Source organism: Flavobacterium rarum (SeqCode), from assembly GCF_965234445.1.
Lineage (GTDB): Bacteria > Bacteroidota > Bacteroidia > Flavobacteriales > Flavobacteriaceae > Flavobacterium > Flavobacterium rarum.
The window spans coordinates 188,009-205,332 of sequence record NZ_OZ248479.1; the positions used below are offsets into that span (position 1 = coordinate 188,009).

The window sequence follows — 17,324 nt, forward strand, 5'->3', positions numbered from 1 at the left end:
ATGAGTTTAAAAAACATCAACGTCGCTTTAATCGGAAACCCAAACGTAGGGAAGACTTCTGTTTTTAACCAACTTACTGGCCTAAACCAACAGGTAGGAAACTATCCCGGAATTACCGTGGAGAAAAAAATGGGTTTTTGCAAACTGCCCAACAATATCAAAGCAAATATTCTTGATTTACCAGGAACCTATAGCTTAAACGCCAGTTCCATTGACGAAAGTGTTGTTATTGAACTTTTGCTGAATAAAAATGATCGTCTTTATCCCGATGTAGCTTTAGTGGTTACCGATGTTGAAAATTTAAAACGAAATTTACTCCTTTATACTCAAATCAAAGACCTTGAAATTCCAACTATTCTTGTCATTAACATGGCTGATAGAATGGAACACAAAGGCATTACACTTGACATACCTTATCTCGAAGAACACTTAAAGACCAAAATTGCTCTTATTAGTTCTAGAAAAGGGTACGGTATTGAAGAGTTGAAAAATTTAATTGTTAGTTATAGAACTATATCAAGCGAGCCTTGTTTAAACGCTTCGAGTATAGATGTCGATTATTTCAATAGCCTTCGTTCTGCATTTCCCAACCAATTATTGTACAAATTGTGGTTGGTAATTACACAAGACGTCAACTTTTTGAATTTAGAACGCAACGAAATTCGAAGTTCGTTTACCAAATCGCATTCGGATTTGAAACGTTTGCAACAAAAAGAAACCATCAAGCGCTATCAATTTATAAATGACGTACTAAAAATAGGTTTGAAAGTAGATTCTAGTATAGCCAAAGATTTTAGATCAAAAATTGACCGAGTACTGACACACAAATTTTGGGGATATGTCATTTTCTTTCTGATTCTATTTGTGATTTTTCAATCTATTTTCCAGTGGTCCAAAATTCCAATGGACTTTATTGATTGTAGCTTTGCAACTTTAAGCACAATAGCGGGTGAAAAATTGCCTGCGGGAATGTTGACCAATTTGATTTCGCAAGGTATAATACCTGGAATCGGTGGGATTTTGATTTTTATACCTCAAATAGCCTTTTTGTTTTTATTCATATCCATTCTCGAAGAGAGCGGTTATATGAGTCGTGTGGTATTCTTGATGGACAAAATTATGCGTCGTTTTGGATTGTCTGGTAAGAGTGTCGTTCCTTTAATTTCGGGAACAGCCTGTGCTATTCCAGCGATTATGGCGACTCGAAACATCGAAAACTGGAAAGAGCGATTAATCACGATATTGGTTACTCCGTTCACAACTTGTTCGGCTAGACTTCCTGTTTACGCCATAATTATTGGGTTGGTTATTCCGGACACTTATGTTTTGGGAATCTTAAATGTACAGGGATTGACGTTGATGCTTTTGTATGTAATTGGTTTTGGAACGGCTATTCTGGCCGCTTATATTTTGAATAGTATACTAAAAGTAAAAGGCAAAACATTCTTTGTGGTCGAAATGCCCAACTATAAATTACCCATGTTCAAAAATGTTGCAATCAATGTAATCGAAAAAACAAAAGCCTTTGTTTTTGGCGCCGGAAAAATCATTCTGGCAATATCAGTTATATTGTGGTTTTTGGCTTCTTATGGGCCCGGAAACCAATTTAAAAACGCAGAAAAGATAATAGTAGAGAACACCAAAACACATCCATTATCAACTGTAGAATTCAACAATGCTGTAGCTTCACAAAAACTGGAAAACTCTTATATTGGATTAATGGGAAAAACGATCGAACCTGTAATCTCCCCTTTGGGTTATGATTGGAAAATAGGTATTGCCATCATTAGTTCATTTGCAGCAAGAGAAGTATTTGTGGGGACCTTGGCAACCATTTACAGCGTAGGAGGAACCGACAATGAAAGTACCATAAAAAACAAAATGGCAGCTGAAATAAATCCCGTTACAGGCGAAAAAATATTCAATTTTGCTTCTGGAATATCACTACTTTTATTTTATGCTTTCGCTATGCAATGCGCGAGTACATTGGCAATAACCAAAAAAGAAACCAATTCCTGGAAATGGCCAGCCGGGCAACTGGTTTTTATGAGCGGATTAGCTTATGTAGTCGCATTAATCGCTTTTCAAATTCTAAAATAATGCGTTATGATTCAAGAAATAATTGCTTTTATTGTACTTGTAATTGCCCTTGCCTTTTTGATTCGAAAGTTTTTCTTCAAAAAAAAAACGGATAAAAACTGTGGAAGCGGGGACTGTGGGTGTAGTTAAATTATTTTATATAATTGCTTTCGTTTTAAAAAGAATTTTTATTAAAACAAAAAGAGACAGTCTACTCTTTTTAGACTGTCTCTTTTTTAAAATGCTTATACTATTTTGACGTTAAATTTACCTTGATACAACAATCTGGTTCTACGTCTGTTCGAGTATTTCATTAAAAAATGCGATAGCTTTTTTTTAAAGAAAAAAGAAAAATTGTTGAGCTGTAATTTTCTTATAATAAATTAATAATTTACAATCCATTTTTATTTGTTTGAGAAAATACAAAACGAATGATCTTTGTTTCCATGCACTTTTTTGAATTTTTAATTTATAGCCTTCTGATTATTACTTGTTTTTACCAAAAATTTACACCTGAAAATCATTTTCTTTTATTGAACAATAATTAAAAAATGGTTAACAGCATTTTATTCAAAGTAAGTTTAATTACTTTTGAATAATCAAATTCACGGAATCGCTACTTTTTAATGTAAAATAAAATAGAACTGAGTATTGCGATAACCGTTAAGCCATAAAAAAAATAAAAAAAGCAAATGAAAGGCGTATTATTAGTCAACTTAGGATCTCCAGAAAGTCCAACTCCAAAAGATGTTAAACCATATTTAGACGAATTTTTAATGGACAAATACGTGATAGATGTTCCGTATTTGTTAAGAGCATTGTTGGTTCGCGGAATTATTTTACAAACTAGGCCTAAAAAATCGGCTGCTGCTTATGCAAAAATTTGGTGGGATGAAGGTTCTCCTCTAGTAGTCATCTCAAAAAGAATGCACGAAAAAGTAAAACCACAAGTTAATGTTCCTGTAGCATTGGCAATGCGTTATGGAAATCCTTCTATGCTTGCTGGTCTTCAGGAATTACACGACAAAGGGGTAACCGAAGTGATGCTTTTTCCATTGTATCCGCAACACGCTATGGCTTCTACAACAACTATTTTGGTCTTGGCAGAAGAATTGAGAAAAAAGCATTTTCCAGAAATGAAATTCACTATAGTTCCTGCCTTTTATAACAAACCAGACTATATCAAAAACCTAGCCGATTCAATCAAAAAAAGTCTGAAAACTTTTGAATACGATCATCTTTTATTCTCTTATCACGGTATTCCCGAAAGACATATTCGTAAAACCGATGTAACAAAGTCGCATTGCAAAATAGACGGTTCTTGTTGCAACACCCCTTCGCCTGCACATGAGTTTTGTTACCGTCATCAATGTTACGAAACCACCAAACAAGTAGTAAAGCTTTTGGGAATCCCAGAAGGCAAATACAGTCAGACATTTCAATCCCGTCTAGCTGGTGACAAATGGCTAACACCCTACACCGATGTAGAAGTTAATAAAATGCCTGAAAAAGGTATAAAAAACTTGGCAGTGGTTACTCCTGCTTTTGTATCGGATTGTTTAGAAACTCTTGAAGAAATTGCTATGGAAGCCAATCACGAATTCAAAGTTCATGGCGGTGAAAATTTCTTAGCTATTCCTTGTTTGAATGATAGTGACGAATGGTGTTCTACGGTAAGCAACTGGATAAATGATTGGGCGAAATAATTTAGGATTGCTGATTATATACTATACTGAAAAAAACTACCTAATCAATCAACATTGAAAACTGTTCGATCTAAAATCAAAAATCAGCAATCTGAAATCTAGATTCAAATGATCGTAATTTCTGAAGAATTAGGAACGCAGGATATTAAGAAACTCTTGATAAAACAAGCGGTACCTTCTTCTATTGGGATATTATTTATGTCGGTAAACATATTAATTGACACCATATTTGTGGGTCAATGGATTGGATCTATTGCTATTGCAGCACTAACTGTTGTTTTACCGATAACTTTTCTGATTTCATCATTAGGAATGGCTATAGGTGTGGGTGGAGGATCTGTACTTTCTAGAGCTCTGGGTTCTAATGACAAAGAAAAAGCCAAAATAGTTTTTGGGAATCAAATTATGATGACCTTACTTTTGTCAACCGTTTTTTCGATAGTAGGTCTTATTTTCAGTGACGAAATGTTGTTGCTTTTTGGATCCAAAGGAGCAATTGTGGCACCTGCGAAAGAATTTTTTATTCCCATCATTATTAGCGTTCCGTTTTTGGCACTTTGTATGATGGGAAACAATATTATTCGAGCTGAAGGAAAACCTAAATATGCAATGATTGCAATGATTATTCCCGCTATCGCCAATATTGCTCTTGATATTATATTTATAAAAGGGATGAATTTAGGAATATTGGGAGCAGCACTTGCCACTTCTATTTCCTATTTTATGTGTTTTTTGTTTGTATTTTGGTTTTTTATATCCAAAAGCGAACTGCAATTAAAAGTCACCCATTTTAAATTTCAATTGCCTATAATAAAAGAAATCACAGAATTAAGCTTTGTAACTTTCTCAAGACAAGGAGTAGTAAGTGTTTTGGCAATTATTCTTAATCACACATTATATACTTACGGAGGAGAACATTCTATTGCAGTTTATGGAATTATTAGCAGAATGTTGATGTTTGCATTGTTTCCAATTCTAGGTATAACTCAAGGATTTTTACCAATTGCAGGCTACAATTATGGAGCAAAAAAATTTGATAGAGTTCGAGAAAGTATTCATGTTTCAATTAAATACGCCGCTATCTTAGCAACAATTATCTTTTTAATTATTCTGATTTTTGCCCCTACTATAGTTTCTGCTTTTACAACAGATCCAAAAGTTATTGCCGAAACACCCAAAGCTTTGCGCTGGGTTTTTGCAGCTTCACCCATTATAGCTGTTCAACTCATAGGAGCTGCCTATTTTCAAGCTGCAGGAAAAGCAAAAAAAGCATTATTGTTGACATTAACCAAACAAGGTTTTTTCTTAATTCCGTTAGTGCTTATATTACCATATTTTTTAGGTATTTTTGGAGTATGGATTGCATTTCCTATTGCAGATGTTCTTTCCACCATAATAACAGGGTATTTTCTAAAAAAAGAAATGAATATCAAACATCATATAACAATAAATGGAATATTATAATTATCTCAAGTCTCTACATCTTATTTTCGTAATCACTTGGTTTGCGGGTTTATTCTATATCGTTCGATTATTTGTTTATCAAATAGAAGCAGCAGAAAAAGCTTCGCCAGAAAAAGAAATACTTCAAAAACAATATAAAATCATGTCGTACCGATTGTGGTACATCATTACTTGGCCATCGGCTATTTTGGCCAGTATTTTTGCATTTTGGATGTTGTTTTTTACCGATTTGGGTAGCGCTTGGCTCAAAATGCCTTGGATGCACGTAAAACTTGGTTTTGTTTTTGTATTGTATTTGTATCATTTAAAATGCCAGCATATTTTCAATCAATTGCAAAAGGACGTTGTAAACTATTCTACCAATTTCATGCGGCTGTGGAATGAAATTGCTACAATTATATTATTTGCGGTTGTTTTTTTAGTCATTTTAAAAAATGCTGTTAATTGGATTTATGGAGTGATTGGAATCTTTGCCTTTTCGATTACAATTATGTTAGGATTTAAATTTTATAAAAAAATAAGAGAGCGAAATCAATCTTAATTATGTTTAGTAGTTCCATATCTCGGTTAATTTCTTTAAGAGTTAGGATTTTTTTTTCAATGATTATACTAATCATTGCCACTTCTTTATTGCTCATAACCATTTCTATTTTTCAATACAAAAGTGTTGCAAAAAAATACAACCAAAAACGGATTGAAAACAAAGAACATTTTGTCAAAAAGCACATTAATTACATGCTTTCCAACACTACCTTTTTGTTGACTGATGACAATATAAAATTAATTTTTAAAGATAAAATACACGAGATTTCAGAAATTCAAAATGTAGAAATTCAAATCTATTCTTTGGATGGACGATTGCTTAAATCGTCAAAGGAATCCTTTTCGGTTGAAAAAAATCCGCCAATTATTTCAAAATTCATCCTTCGATTGGTTAATGCTTCGATTGAAAAGAGGTTTGTTGAGGTAAAAACCATCAACGGAATTAAGTATCGCTCGGCTTTTAGTCTTATAAAAAACAAAAAATTCAAACCTATTGGTATTCTTAAGTTACCCAATATACCCGATGATGGTTATTATGAAAAAGAGTTAAATGATTTTTTAATTTATTTGGCGCAAGTTTATACTTTTATGATTGTTATGGCTTTTGGGTTTGCTTATTTTCTATCTTCTTTTATTACTAAACCTATTAATGATTTTGCCGAAAAGTTAAGTATAACGAGCTTAAATCACAACAATGAAAAAATCCCGTTTTCGGCCAAAATAAAGGAAATAAATCTGCTCTTGCTAGCTTATAACCGAATGATAGAAGAATTGGAAAGAAACGCCATAAAATTGGCCCAAAATGAGAGGGATTTGGCTTGGAGAGAAATGGCCAAACAGGTCGCTCATGAAATCAAGAATCCTCTTACGCCAATGCGCCTGACCATTCAGAGTTTTCAAAGAAGATTTAATCCTGAAGATCCAAATTACAGGCAAAAATTAAATGATTTCTCTGAATCTTTAGTGCAACAGATAGACACCATGAGTTCGGTAGCATCTGCTTTTTCAAACTTTGCTTCAATGCCAACACAAAAAAATGAAACGGTAAATATTGTAGAAGTTATTGAACTTACTTTGGATATTTTTAATGAAGATTATATTGTTTTAAAGAGCCCAGAAAATGAGATCATTACCAAAATAGATCGCACTCAGATCATACGCGTAATTACTAATTTGGTCAAAAATGCAACACAAGCTATTCCTGAAGACCAACAAAACAAAATGATTTTAGTCACAATAAATAGAATTAAGGATACAGTTGTTATCAGTATTGCTGACAATGGTACCGGAATTGATCCAGAACATATTGACAACATTTTTGAACCCAAATTTACCACCAAAAATAGTGGTATGGGATTGGGTCTAGGTATAATAAAAAACATTATCGAAAACTACAACGGAACTATTACCTTTGAAACCGAAATGGGAAAAGGAACCACTTTTACCATACTATTGCCAATCATTAACACTTAACTTATATACCATGAACTACGAAAATCTTTTAATTACATTAGAAAACAATATTGCAACAGTTGTGATAAATAGACCAACTAAACTAAATGCTTTGAATATTGCAACCATAAATGACTTGAACAAAGCCATTAAAGTGTTGGGTAAAAACAAAGAAGTTCAAGTGATTATACTTACGGGAAGCGGAGAAAAAGCATTTGTTGCAGGAGCCGATATTTCAGAATTTGCCCATTTTACAATCGAAGAAGGAACCCAACTGGCTTTTCAAGGGCAAGAAATGCTTTTTAATTTTATAGAAAATTTAAAAACTCCCGTTATTGCAGCCGTAAATGGATTTGCCTTGGGAGGTGGATTGGAACTGGCTATGGCATGTCATTTTAGAGTAGCATCAGACAATGCCAAAATGGGACTTCCAGAAGTTTCTCTTGGAGTAATTCCTGGTTACGGAGGAACACAGCGTTTGCCACAATTGGTAGGTAAAGGCCGTGCAATGGAAATGATTATGACCGCAGGAATGATTACTGCCGACGAAGCCAAACAATACGGACTTGTAAATCACGTAGTACCGCAAGCCGAATTAATAGAATTTTGCACAGGAATCGCACACAAAATCATGAAAAATTCTCCTTTTGCCATCGGTAGAGCCATAAAAGCGATCAATGCCAATTTTGCTGAAGGAAAGAATGGATACGAAACAGAAATTAAAAATTTTGGAAAATGTTTTGGTACTGAAGATTTCAACGAAGGAACCAAAGCTTTTTTAGAGAAAAGAAAAGCTGTTTTTAAAGGGAAATAGATTAAATGATACAATAAATGAATGTAATACTATAGCTAAAAATTTATAAGATTATAATAATATAACCCGTTGGGTGAAATTCAAATAAAATAAAAATTTAACCACATAGAATCATAGATTAATGCTAAATAGGCAAAAGAATAAATAGAAATAGTACTATTTCACACATAGAATAGCTATGTGAATAGTAAAACGTCTATTTTTTTCTTTTAAAAACTATAAATTCTATGTTTCTATGTGGTGAAAAATAATTTCACCCAACGGGTTAATATACTTTTTTTATATAGAAAAAGAAATCATTTTAATCTTTTATATTTTTAGTACATTGAAATACTATTGATTGAAAGGCTTACTGATTGTATTACTTATTTATCCCCCTCAAATTTTACCTGTTAGCACTTATTAATTTATGAAGTTTGTGACTATGGTATTATTAAAATATAAACCAAAAATCAAAAAAGATCGTAGATTAAACCTAGATTCCGCATTAGAATTCTACTACAACTGTATTCTTTTTCAAAACCAAGAACTTTTTTCACGCTTTTATATTTTATATTGGAGTTCAAGATACGCTTCGCTTGATTCTACTATTTTTAAATTAAACCCAGATTCCGCATTAGAAATCTACTGCATCTGAATTCTTCTTCAAAACCAAGAACTTTTTTCATACTTTTATATTTTACATTGGAATTCAAGATACGCTTCGCTTGATTCTCCTATTTTTAAATTCAAAATACAAAAGTATTCCATCTTCAAAAATAGTCCGTGAGCTCCTGCTTTTATTGAATAATTCAGTTTCGTGACGAAGTCTAATGCGGATTCTGGGTTAAAATACAAAAGTATTACATCTTTAAAATATCTTGATTTCGGGACGAGAGCTTTTACTTTTATTGAATAACTCAGTTTCATTACGAAGTCTAATGCGGATTCTGGGTTATACCAAACCCAAATATAAATTAACCCAAATACTTTTCTGGTTTGAAGTTTTTCTCCCAAGGGCAGTAGGGTTAAGCTTTTTTCTCGCTAAGGCGCTAAGGCGCTAAGGTCGGACGAATCACTTTGCGCCTTTGCGTCTTTGCGAGAGTTTTAATTTAAAATATATGCGAGAATTTCTGACGCTTATTAATGTATAAGCTTATGCAAAAGAAAAGCTTGTTGGACTAATATATATTTGTAACTGGTATTAAAACGATAATTGTATCGAATAAAAAACCTCGATAACAAAATATGTTATCGAGGTTTACTATAATTTATTTGGATGTTTTTTTAAACAAATGAATAGACAATTAACGTCTTCTTCCTCCACCACCAGTACGCATTCCACCACCAGCACTTCCTCTATTTAAACTCGCACCGCTTGAACGAGGAGTACTCATAGATTTTGAAACAGAAGGTCTTGATGAGCTAGCATTACGTGTCGAAGCTGAAGTTCTGCTTGTATTGCGACTAGACACTTTATTATCTCTTGTAGAAACTGTATTTCGGTTGTTAGTACCAATGTTATTGTTCCTGCTATTTATGTTATTGTGCGATACACGATTTGAAGTGTTACGGTACGAATTATGATAATTGTTGTAATGATTATGATTTACAATTACGGTAGTATGGTGATATCCATAACCACCACCGTGGTAATAAAAATGATTGGAACGGTAAATCCCTACAGCCATTACAGAGAAAAAAGTAAAATAAGGAGGATAAAATCCATAATAATAAGGCGGGTAATAAGGTATGTATGCTGGTGAGTACACATATTGCACAATTGGCACTTGTTCTACTATAACCGTTGTAGTCGGTGCTGTTACATTTACAGTTACTGGCTCTGCTCCTGTATAAGCTGGATTGGCTGTAACAGTCGAGTTACCGCTCGTGCTTGGCTCTACAATATAATCTTTGCCGTATAAATCCTTGTCTCCAACAATTTGCATGGTCACTTTTTTGTTATTGTCTTTTGAAACCAAAATAACAGCCACATCTTGTGTTTCAGATTTACTGATGGCGTCTCTTAAAATAAAAGTAAAATCTTCTCCATCTTTTTTGGTCTCCACTTTGATAAAATCTACTTTTTTATCATCATTTAAATCCAAATTATTGACTTTGGTATTTTCATCATTCAGTGTTTTTTCAAAGTCTTCAATAGTCTTTGATTTTTGGAAAATATCTAAAACAGCATATAAATCTAAATTATCTCCCGGCAAACCTAATTCTCCTTTGGAACTATCTGTTTGACAGAAAGCCGTCAAGCTTGACAGGCTGAATGCTATTACTAAAAATGACAAAAATCTTGTTTTCATATTGGTATAATTTTATATAAATAATTTTAATGAATGTTCTAATAAATAAAAAACGAAATAATTTATTTCAAGTATGCAAATATAGTATACAAGCCCTAATATATTTAATACTTGTTGAATATCTTAAAACAAACAGTACAATAATCATTCCTAAATCAAAAGCGCAATCAAGAAGTAGAACTTTTAAAGAATAAAAAAGAAAATAGAATCAAAAAAGATAAAGCCAAATTAACCATAATTACCTATACACGAGTCATATGCATTGTACAAATTTCTAAACTAATTTTACAAACAAATTACTTGCAATTTTATTAGAGATGACCAATTCAGCGCCGTTTACTTTTATTTTCAGTGATAAATCAAAAGTTTCCTTGGTTACTACTTCAATTTTAGTCCCCAAACCAATCTGTTGTTTGTCCAAATATTTCAAGAAATCAGAAGAGTTGTCTTTTACCCCTACACAAATTCCTATTTGATTAGATAGTAATTCCGACAACAATTGCTTTTCTATCGCAATAATACGTCCATGAGCATCTGGAATTGGGTCTCCGTGTGGATCTTCGGTAGGGTTTCCTAGAAAATCATCGAGTTTATTGATGAGTTTTTCAGATTTGATATGTTCTAATTGTTCAGCAATGTCGTGTACTTCGTCCCATGAAAAATCGAGTTTTTCAACCAAAAAGACTTCCCATAAACGGTGTTTTCGAACAATCATTTTAGCGGCAAGCTTCCCTTTATCGGTCAAAGAAACGCCTTGGTATTTTTTATAATTAATCAAATCCTTTTCGGCCAATTTCTTGAGCATATCCGTTACAGACGATGCTTTTGTTTCCATGATTTCGGCAATGGCATTGGTGCTTACCTCGCTATCGAGATTAACAGTTAAGTGATATATGGATTTTAAGTAATTTTCTTCGGAGAAAGTCATAATGATTTTAGATTGCAGATTTTAGATTTTAGAATATAGACTTGGAAATTGAAAAACCATATAGCCAAAATCGTAATACTTGATACTTAATTCTTAATACTATTTACTAATTTTTGACAATTAGCAAAGGTATCGATATCTTGTGTCTCAAACGGTCAACTGTTGTTCCAAAAAGCAAATCTTTCATTCCTGTATGACCGTGAGTACCCATAATTAGAATATCAAAATCGCCTTTGTTCACTAATTTTGGAATGACTTTATTGGGTTTACCAAATCCTAACACCGTTTTGACTTGAAATCCTTTGTCTCGAAACATCAATTTGTATTCGAGCAGTAAAGTTTCGTCAATTGTAGTTTCGTGATCGTCTATTTGTTTTCCATACATCATAGCACCAACCGATTCTACCACGTGAATCAAGGTATAATTGGCTTCTTTTCCTCCCATTTTAAAAGCGTAATTAATGGCATTCTCGTCGGCAAAAGAAAAATCAACGGTAATTGCAATGTTCCTGTTTTCTTGTATAGGAGTTTCTGTAAATTTCAAATTCATATCATGTGGCGAATGATTCTCTATATTCAATTTAGACTTAGAAAAGAACGGTTTTATAACGATATAAAGTAATAATACCAAAAAGCTGATGGCCAAAGGCACCACGGTCAGCCAAAGAATTGTTGGGTTTTCTGAGGTTTCCAGCCAACCTTGAATTTCAGAATATACCAATTTGGCATTTAGAGAAACAATGATAATAGCAATCAACCATGCAAATACTTGTGTCACTTTTCCAATATGAAAACCTTTCATTTTGGATTTATCACTAACAAAATGAATGAGCGGAATAATGGCAAAACCCAATTGCAAACTCAGAATAACTTGACTAAGCACCAATAATTTCCCAGTAACACTTTCTCCATAAATTAAAATCACAACAACAGCGGGAACTATAGCAATCAAACGAGTTATAATGCGTCGTACCCAAGGTTGAATTCTTAAATTAAGATAGCCTTCCATAACAATTTGACCCGCTAATGTTCCCGTGATTGTAGAGCTTTGTCCAGCCGCAATTAATGCTACTGCAAACAAAATTGGTGCCCATTTGGTTCCTAGCAATGGTTGCAGAAAACGATACGCGTCTTGAATTTCGGCAACTTCGTGCATACCGTTTTTGTAAAATGTAGCCGCTGCCAATATCAAAATAGCCGCATTTACAAAAAAGGCCAGATTTAAAGCAATGGTAGAATCGATGAAATTGTATTTTAAGGCTTGTTTGATTCCCGCATCAGAACGACTGAATTTTCTGGTTTGCACCAAAGAGGAATGAAGGTATAAATTGTGGGGCATTACTGTCGCACCTATAATTCCGATTGCAATATAAAGTGCCGATTCGTTGGGCAAAGAAGGAATCAATCCGTAAAGTACTTTCCCCATTTCTGGTTGTGCAAATATCATTTCGAAAATAAAAGAAAAACCAATTATCATAACGAGTACGATGATAAATGCCTCCATCTTACGAATGCCTTTATTGATTAAAAAAAGCAATAAAAAAGTATCCAAAACGGTAATCATAACTGCTTCTATCAACGGAATTCCAAACAATAAATTAATACCGATTGCCATACCCAAAACTTCAGCAAGGTCACATGCGGCAATTGCAATTTCGGCAAGAAAATAAAGAATATAATTAATGAATTTCGAATAGGTTTCTCGAGAGGCTTGCGCCAAATCACGCTGGGTAACGATTCCCAATCGGGCACTTAAACTTTGCAACAACAAAGCCATCAAATTACTCATCAACAAAACCCAAAGCAAGGCATAACCAAACTGACTTCCGCCCGCTATATCTGTTGCCCAATTTCCGGGATCCATATACCCAACACTTACTAAATAGGCCGGGCCAAAAAAGGCTAATATTTTTTTGAAAACAGTTTTTTTATTTTGGGTAGAAACCGATTGGTTTACTTCTTCAAGAGATTTGGACATTATATAAAGGTTTAAAAAACAAATATATAAAATAACTTTACTTAAACGAACTATTTTTTTAGTCTAGCCTAAATATAAAGCGTTTATTTGCAATTTGGACACAAACCCGATAAAATAAAATTGAATTCTTTGACTAAATACTCTTTTGGTATTTCAAAAGTAGGCACAACCGTTTCCAAACAAGTGACCGAAAGACAGTTGTCGCAACTAAAATGTACGTGATTGTGGACATGTGGTTGCTTGTGCTGATCGTGATCGTGATTGCAACTGGCATATTTTACAGTTCCTGTAGAAGTAGCAATTTTGTGAATCACATCTTCATTCACTAATCGATCTAAAATTCTGTAAATGGTAACTCTGTCGCAGATATCACCTAGTTGCTTTTGAATTTCTATATGCGAAAGTGCTACATCCGAATGTGTTATTAACTCTAAGACAGCGGTTCTGGCGGTTGTATTTCTTGTCGTTTTCATTTATTATAAAAAATACACAATAAAATGGTGGTTTCAAAAAGATTTCTATATTTGCACCATAATTGCATTAAGCAAATATATTAGAAATCCTTTAATATTTTTTATTGCAAGTTAAAAAGAATGAAACAAAAAACTGTTTTTATAAATGTTTTACTGACTGTTGCAATATTGTTCTCAATACTGTTTCAGGCGGTGCATTCGTATGAGCATCATTCAGAACAGCTTGCTATTAAAAAGTGTGTTCATCAGCATTCAAAAAACAAAACACAAATACAACACAGTCACCAATCTATAGACAATTGTTTTACTTGTGGTTTTTCTTTTAGTTTTTCAACCACTATTGTTCCTACCGTTTTTGATTTTTTTCAAAAATCAAATCTAGCCACGGTCCTATTTTCTGATTTTCAATCCCATTTTTCTTTTTTTAAAGGAAGTTTTTTTTCTCTTAGAGCCCCTCCAATAGTATAAAATTATCACAGTACGCCTCATTTTTTTTCTAAAATGTTGGCCTCTAATTATTTTAATCTATTTACAATGTCTAAGAAAAATATCATTTTTTTCTTCCTATTTCTATTATGCAATACTCTTTATTCGCAAAATACACTTAGTGGAAAAATAGCTGCTCAAGGTTTAGATCACTTTACGGATATACATTTACATGCCGGACAAAAAGTGGTACCTATCGATGAATTTGGTCAGTATTCTATATCTGGTTTGCCCAATGGAAACCTAAAAATCCATGTGTCACATGTTGGTTTTCAAACCATTGATACTATAGTAGCCTTAAAAAGCAACCATAAACTTGACTTTTTTCTAAAGATAAACACTACGGCACTTCATGCTGTTGAAATCATTCAAAAATCTACAGGAACCAACAAATCTGTTGCTAATCAACAATTGAAAACTGCTACTATAGAGAAATATAGTAATCAATCCTTAGGCGATGCTTTAAAAGAAATTGCTGGAGTTTCTAGCTTAAAAACGGGAAATTCAGTAGTAAAACCAATCATCAATGGTTTGTACGGAAGCCGAGTGCCTATTATAAACAACAATGTACGTTTAGAAGATCAACAATGGGGCTCAGAACATGCGCCAAACTTTGATATCAACGCTGCTGGAAAAATTACTGTTGTAAAAGGTTCGTCAGGGCTACAATACGGAGGTGATGCAATTGGTGGGTTGGTTATTATTGAACCCATTAGTGTAAAAACGGACACCCTTTTTGGCAAAACAATGATGAATCTAGATTCTAATGGAAAAGGAGGCTCATTAAGTTCAAGTATCCACAAAGGAAATGATATGGGTTGGAGTTGGAATGCCCTTGGAACTTTTAAATATATGGGTGATAAGCATTCTCCTGACTATGTTTTATCGAATACAGGTAATCGAGAGCTCAACTTTTCTGGAGATTTAAAATATGCGGCCACTAGATATAATGCAACTGTTTTTTACAGTTATTATCAATCACTTATTGGTATACTAAGCGCTTCGCATACCAGTAGTGTAAATGATTTGTATGAATCTATAAACAATAAAATTCCATTTGTGATCAAAGATTTCACCTATAATATAAACAATCCTAAACAAGATGTAACCCATCAAATTGCAAAATTTAATTTTAACTATGCCTTTAATGAGGCGACTTTTTTATCGGCTCAATACGCCTTTCAATCCAATCAAAGATTAGAGTATGATGTTCGTCGAGGTAACTTAAAGTCGATAGCGGCCTTGGATTTGGATCTAACAACGCATACTTTACTTCTTGATTTTAAAAAAAATGGACACGATTGGAATATAAAATCAGGAATTAGTGGAGCAATGCAACATAATTTTTCCAATCCCGCTACAGGAGTACGCCCTTTAATTCCAAATTACGATAAAGTTGATTTTGGTGCCTATGGGATTGCTAGTTATACGTTTTCTGAGAGATTTCAAGTAGACAGTGGTTTACGATATGATTTTTCCAACATCGACGCTAGTAAGTTCTATCAAAAATCAAGATGGGATGAGAGGGGCTACGATGCCAATTTTTCTCATTTTATTGTTGGGGATTATGGAACACAATGGCTCACAGCACCGAATTTTACTTTTCATAATATTTCGGCAAATGCAGGTTTTCATTATAAAATGGCCCACGACTGGGATTGGTTTACCAACCTAAGTTTTGCTTCTAGAAATCCAAATCCTTCTGAGTTTTTTAGTGATGGATTGCATCATTCTACAGGTGTAATCGAATTGGGAGATTTAAACCTTACCAAAGAGCAATCAACTAAATTGGGGGTAACACTTCAAAAAAAGTTTACACATTTTTCTTTTGAAGTTAATCCTTATCTTAATTATATCAAAGACTATATCTTTTTGGAGCCTACTGGATTTGAAACTACTATTCGGGGTGCTTTTCCAGTTTGGGAATACAAACAAACCAATGCTCAATTTATTGGAGTTGATGTACAAACGCATTGGAATATTACCCAACAATGGCAACATCTTTTTACAATGTCTTATGTACACGCTCAAGACCGCATCGCTAGCGAACCTTTAATTGATATGCCTCCACTAAATTGGAGTAACAAAATTGCATTTTCAAAAAAAGAATGGCACCAACTTATTTTAGAATTAAAAAGCGAATTTGTTTTGGAACAAAATCGCTATCCGGATAATAACTTTTACACTAATATCATTGTCAATAACGAGTTGACACCCGTATTGGTGGATATAAGCACACCGCCTCCAGCGTATCATTTACTCCATTTTTATTCGGAAATGAAGTTTAATGTCTTCAAAAAAATGTCAACCACAGTAGCTTTTTCGGTTCAAAATATTTTAAATGTTTCTTACCGCGATTATCTAAACAGACAGCGCTTTTTTGCTGATGAAATCGGCAGAAGCTTTCAAATTCAACTTAAATTTAATTATTAACCTTTTTATAAATCAAAAAAAAAATGAAAACAAAAAACAAATTTTCGAAATTTCTTCCAGTTTATGCCCTTACACTTGTTGGATTTTTAGCTTTTACTTCTTGTAATGATGATGATGCTCCTGCACCCGTAAATGAGGAAGAATTAATTACGACTATTACAGCAATTTATACTCCAGTAGGTGGAGGTTCGGTTGTTACGTTACAATACAAAGATTTGGATGGAGATGGCCCAGGGGCTCCTGTGAAAACGGTATCTGGACCTTTTGAACCAAACAAAACCTATAATGGTGTAGTAACCTTTAGAAATGAGTCTGTTTCTCCTGCTGAAGATCTCACAGCTGAAGTTAAAGAAGAGGGTGATGCCCATCAAGTTTTCTATCAAAAAACAGGTACGTTAAATGCATTTACCTATCGAACGGCTGCTTCTAATTTGGACAAAAATGGAAAACCAATTGGTTTAGAGTCTGTGTTTACTACTATTGGTGTTGCTGGTGGAACTTTAAAAATTACATTAAAACACGAACCAAATAAATCGGCTGCAGGAGTATCTTCTGGAGATATAACTAATGCTGGTGGAGCAACTGATGCAGAAGCTGAATTTGCAATTACAGTGGCAGGTATAAAATAAGTAGTATTTATTTTTTAAAGGTATTCTATTACGGCCCTCAAATAG

The 17,324-nt window shown here is 33.5% G+C and carries 14 protein-coding genes; 10 read left to right on the top strand and 4 right to left on the bottom strand.

Annotation, left to right across the window (positions count from 1 at the left end; genetic code table 11):
• The 7 genes from feoB (at position 1) to AC8GF4_RS00785 (ending at position 8,058) form a co-directional block, all read left to right on the top strand.
• Positions 1–2,100: a ferrous iron transport protein B gene (gene feoB, locus AC8GF4_RS00755; protein ID WP_506591805.1), complete on the top strand. Its 2,100-nt coding sequence runs from the start codon at positions 1–3 to the stop codon at positions 2,098–2,100.
• Positions 2,101–2,106: 6 nt separating this feature from the next.
• Positions 2,107–2,229 carry a FeoB-associated Cys-rich membrane protein gene (locus AC8GF4_RS00760; protein ID WP_506591807.1) on the top strand — a complete coding sequence of 41 codons (123 nt, stop codon included), beginning with the start codon at positions 2,107–2,109 and terminating at the stop codon, positions 2,227–2,229.
• 542 nt (positions 2,230–2,771) lie between these two features.
• Positions 2,772–3,785, top strand: coding sequence for a ferrochelatase (hemH, locus tag AC8GF4_RS00765; protein WP_506591809.1), 1,014 nt, complete (start codon positions 2,772–2,774; stop codon positions 3,783–3,785).
• 108 nt (positions 3,786–3,893) lie between these two features.
• Positions 3,894–5,249, top strand: a complete 1,356-nt coding sequence (locus AC8GF4_RS00770) for an MATE family efflux transporter (protein WP_506591811.1) — start codon at positions 3,894–3,896, stop codon at positions 5,247–5,249.
• Positions 5,236–5,790: a CopD family protein gene (locus tag AC8GF4_RS00775; protein WP_506591813.1), complete on the top strand. Its 555-nt coding sequence runs from the start codon at positions 5,236–5,238 to the stop codon at positions 5,788–5,790. The genes AC8GF4_RS00770 and AC8GF4_RS00775 overlap by 14 nt, the downstream gene beginning before the upstream one ends.
• 59 nt (positions 5,791–5,849) lie before the next feature.
• Entirely contained in the window at positions 5,850–7,265 is a 1,416-nt protein-coding gene (locus AC8GF4_RS00780; RefSeq protein WP_506591815.1) for a sensor histidine kinase, read from the top strand.
• 10 nt (positions 7,266–7,275) lie between these two features.
• Complete coding sequence (locus tag AC8GF4_RS00785; protein ID WP_506591817.1) at positions 7,276–8,058, top strand: enoyl-CoA hydratase/isomerase family protein; 783 nt, start codon at positions 7,276–7,278, stop codon at positions 8,056–8,058.
• Between the two features lie 1,286 nt (positions 8,059–9,344).
• On the opposite strand, the gene AC8GF4_RS00790 is transcribed toward AC8GF4_RS00785, so the two are convergent.
• The 4 genes from AC8GF4_RS00790 to AC8GF4_RS00805 form a co-directional block, all read right to left on the bottom strand.
• Positions 9,345–10,352, bottom strand: a complete 1,008-nt coding sequence (locus AC8GF4_RS00790; RefSeq protein WP_506591819.1) for a hypothetical protein — start codon at positions 10,350–10,352, stop codon at positions 9,345–9,347.
• Positions 10,353–10,626: 274 nt separating this feature from the next.
• Complete coding sequence (locus AC8GF4_RS00795; protein WP_506591821.1) at positions 10,627–11,280, bottom strand: metal-dependent transcriptional regulator; 654 nt, start codon at positions 11,278–11,280, stop codon at positions 10,627–10,629.
• 106 nt (positions 11,281–11,386) lie between these two features.
• Entirely contained in the window at positions 11,387–13,258 is a 1,872-nt protein-coding gene (locus AC8GF4_RS00800; RefSeq protein ID WP_506591823.1) for an Nramp family divalent metal transporter, read from the bottom strand.
• An 83-nt stretch (positions 13,259–13,341) separates the two neighbouring features.
• Positions 13,342–13,731 carry a Fur family transcriptional regulator gene (locus tag AC8GF4_RS00805; protein ID WP_506591824.1) on the bottom strand — a complete coding sequence of 130 codons (390 nt, stop codon included), beginning with the start codon at positions 13,729–13,731 and terminating at the stop codon, positions 13,342–13,344.
• Between the two features lie 120 nt (positions 13,732–13,851).
• On the opposite strand from AC8GF4_RS00805, the gene AC8GF4_RS00810 reads away from it, so the two are divergent.
• From AC8GF4_RS00810 to AC8GF4_RS00820, 3 genes are all read left to right on the top strand, one after another.
• Positions 13,852–14,199 (top strand): hypothetical protein, encoded by a 348-nt coding sequence (locus tag AC8GF4_RS00810; protein WP_506591826.1) that lies wholly within the window; start codon positions 13,852–13,854, stop codon positions 14,197–14,199.
• A gap of 66 nt (positions 14,200–14,265) precedes the next feature.
• Complete coding sequence (locus AC8GF4_RS00815; protein WP_506591828.1) at positions 14,266–16,650, top strand: TonB-dependent receptor domain-containing protein; 2,385 nt, start codon at positions 14,266–14,268, stop codon at positions 16,648–16,650.
• Between the two features lie 23 nt (positions 16,651–16,673).
• Complete coding sequence (locus tag AC8GF4_RS00820; RefSeq protein ID WP_506591830.1) at positions 16,674–17,279, top strand: type 1 periplasmic binding fold superfamily protein; 606 nt, start codon at positions 16,674–16,676, stop codon at positions 17,277–17,279.
• Positions 17,280–17,324 lie beyond the last annotated feature (45 nt).

Bases quoted from the DNA above. Each gene is read 5' to 3' on its own strand.
- AC8GF4_RS00780 (WP_506591815.1), top strand. From the start codon at position 5,850: ATGATTATACTAATCATTGCCACTTCTTTATTGCTCATAACCATTTCT.
- AC8GF4_RS00810 (WP_506591826.1), top strand. From the start codon at position 13,852: ATGAAACAAAAAACTGTTTTTATAAATGTTTTACTGACTGTTGCAATA.
- AC8GF4_RS00805 (WP_506591824.1), bottom strand. From the start codon at position 13,731: ATGAAAACGACAAGAAATACAACCGCCAGAACCGCTGTCTTAGAGTTA.
- AC8GF4_RS00760 (WP_506591807.1), top strand. From the start codon at position 2,107: ATGATTCAAGAAATAATTGCTTTTATTGTACTTGTAATTGCCCTTGCC.
- hemH (WP_506591809.1), top strand. From the start codon at position 2,772: ATGAAAGGCGTATTATTAGTCAACTTAGGATCTCCAGAAAGTCCAACT.
- AC8GF4_RS00775 (WP_506591813.1), top strand. From the start codon at position 5,236: ATGGAATATTATAATTATCTCAAGTCTCTACATCTTATTTTCGTAATC.
- AC8GF4_RS00820 (WP_506591830.1), top strand. From the start codon at position 16,674: ATGAAAACAAAAAACAAATTTTCGAAATTTCTTCCAGTTTATGCCCTT.
- AC8GF4_RS00790 (WP_506591819.1), bottom strand. From the start codon at position 10,352: ATGAAAACAAGATTTTTGTCATTTTTAGTAATAGCATTCAGCCTGTCA.
- AC8GF4_RS00815 (WP_506591828.1), top strand. From the start codon at position 14,266: ATGTCTAAGAAAAATATCATTTTTTTCTTCCTATTTCTATTATGCAAT.
- feoB (WP_506591805.1), top strand. From the start codon at position 1: ATGAGTTTAAAAAACATCAACGTCGCTTTAATCGGAAACCCAAACGTA.
- AC8GF4_RS00770 (WP_506591811.1), top strand. From the start codon at position 3,894: ATGATCGTAATTTCTGAAGAATTAGGAACGCAGGATATTAAGAAACTC.
- AC8GF4_RS00795 (WP_506591821.1), bottom strand. From the start codon at position 11,280: ATGACTTTCTCCGAAGAAAATTACTTAAAATCCATATATCACTTAACT.
- AC8GF4_RS00785 (WP_506591817.1), top strand. From the start codon at position 7,276: ATGAACTACGAAAATCTTTTAATTACATTAGAAAACAATATTGCAACA.
- AC8GF4_RS00800 (WP_506591823.1), bottom strand. From the start codon at position 13,258: ATGTCCAAATCTCTTGAAGAAGTAAACCAATCGGTTTCTACCCAAAAT.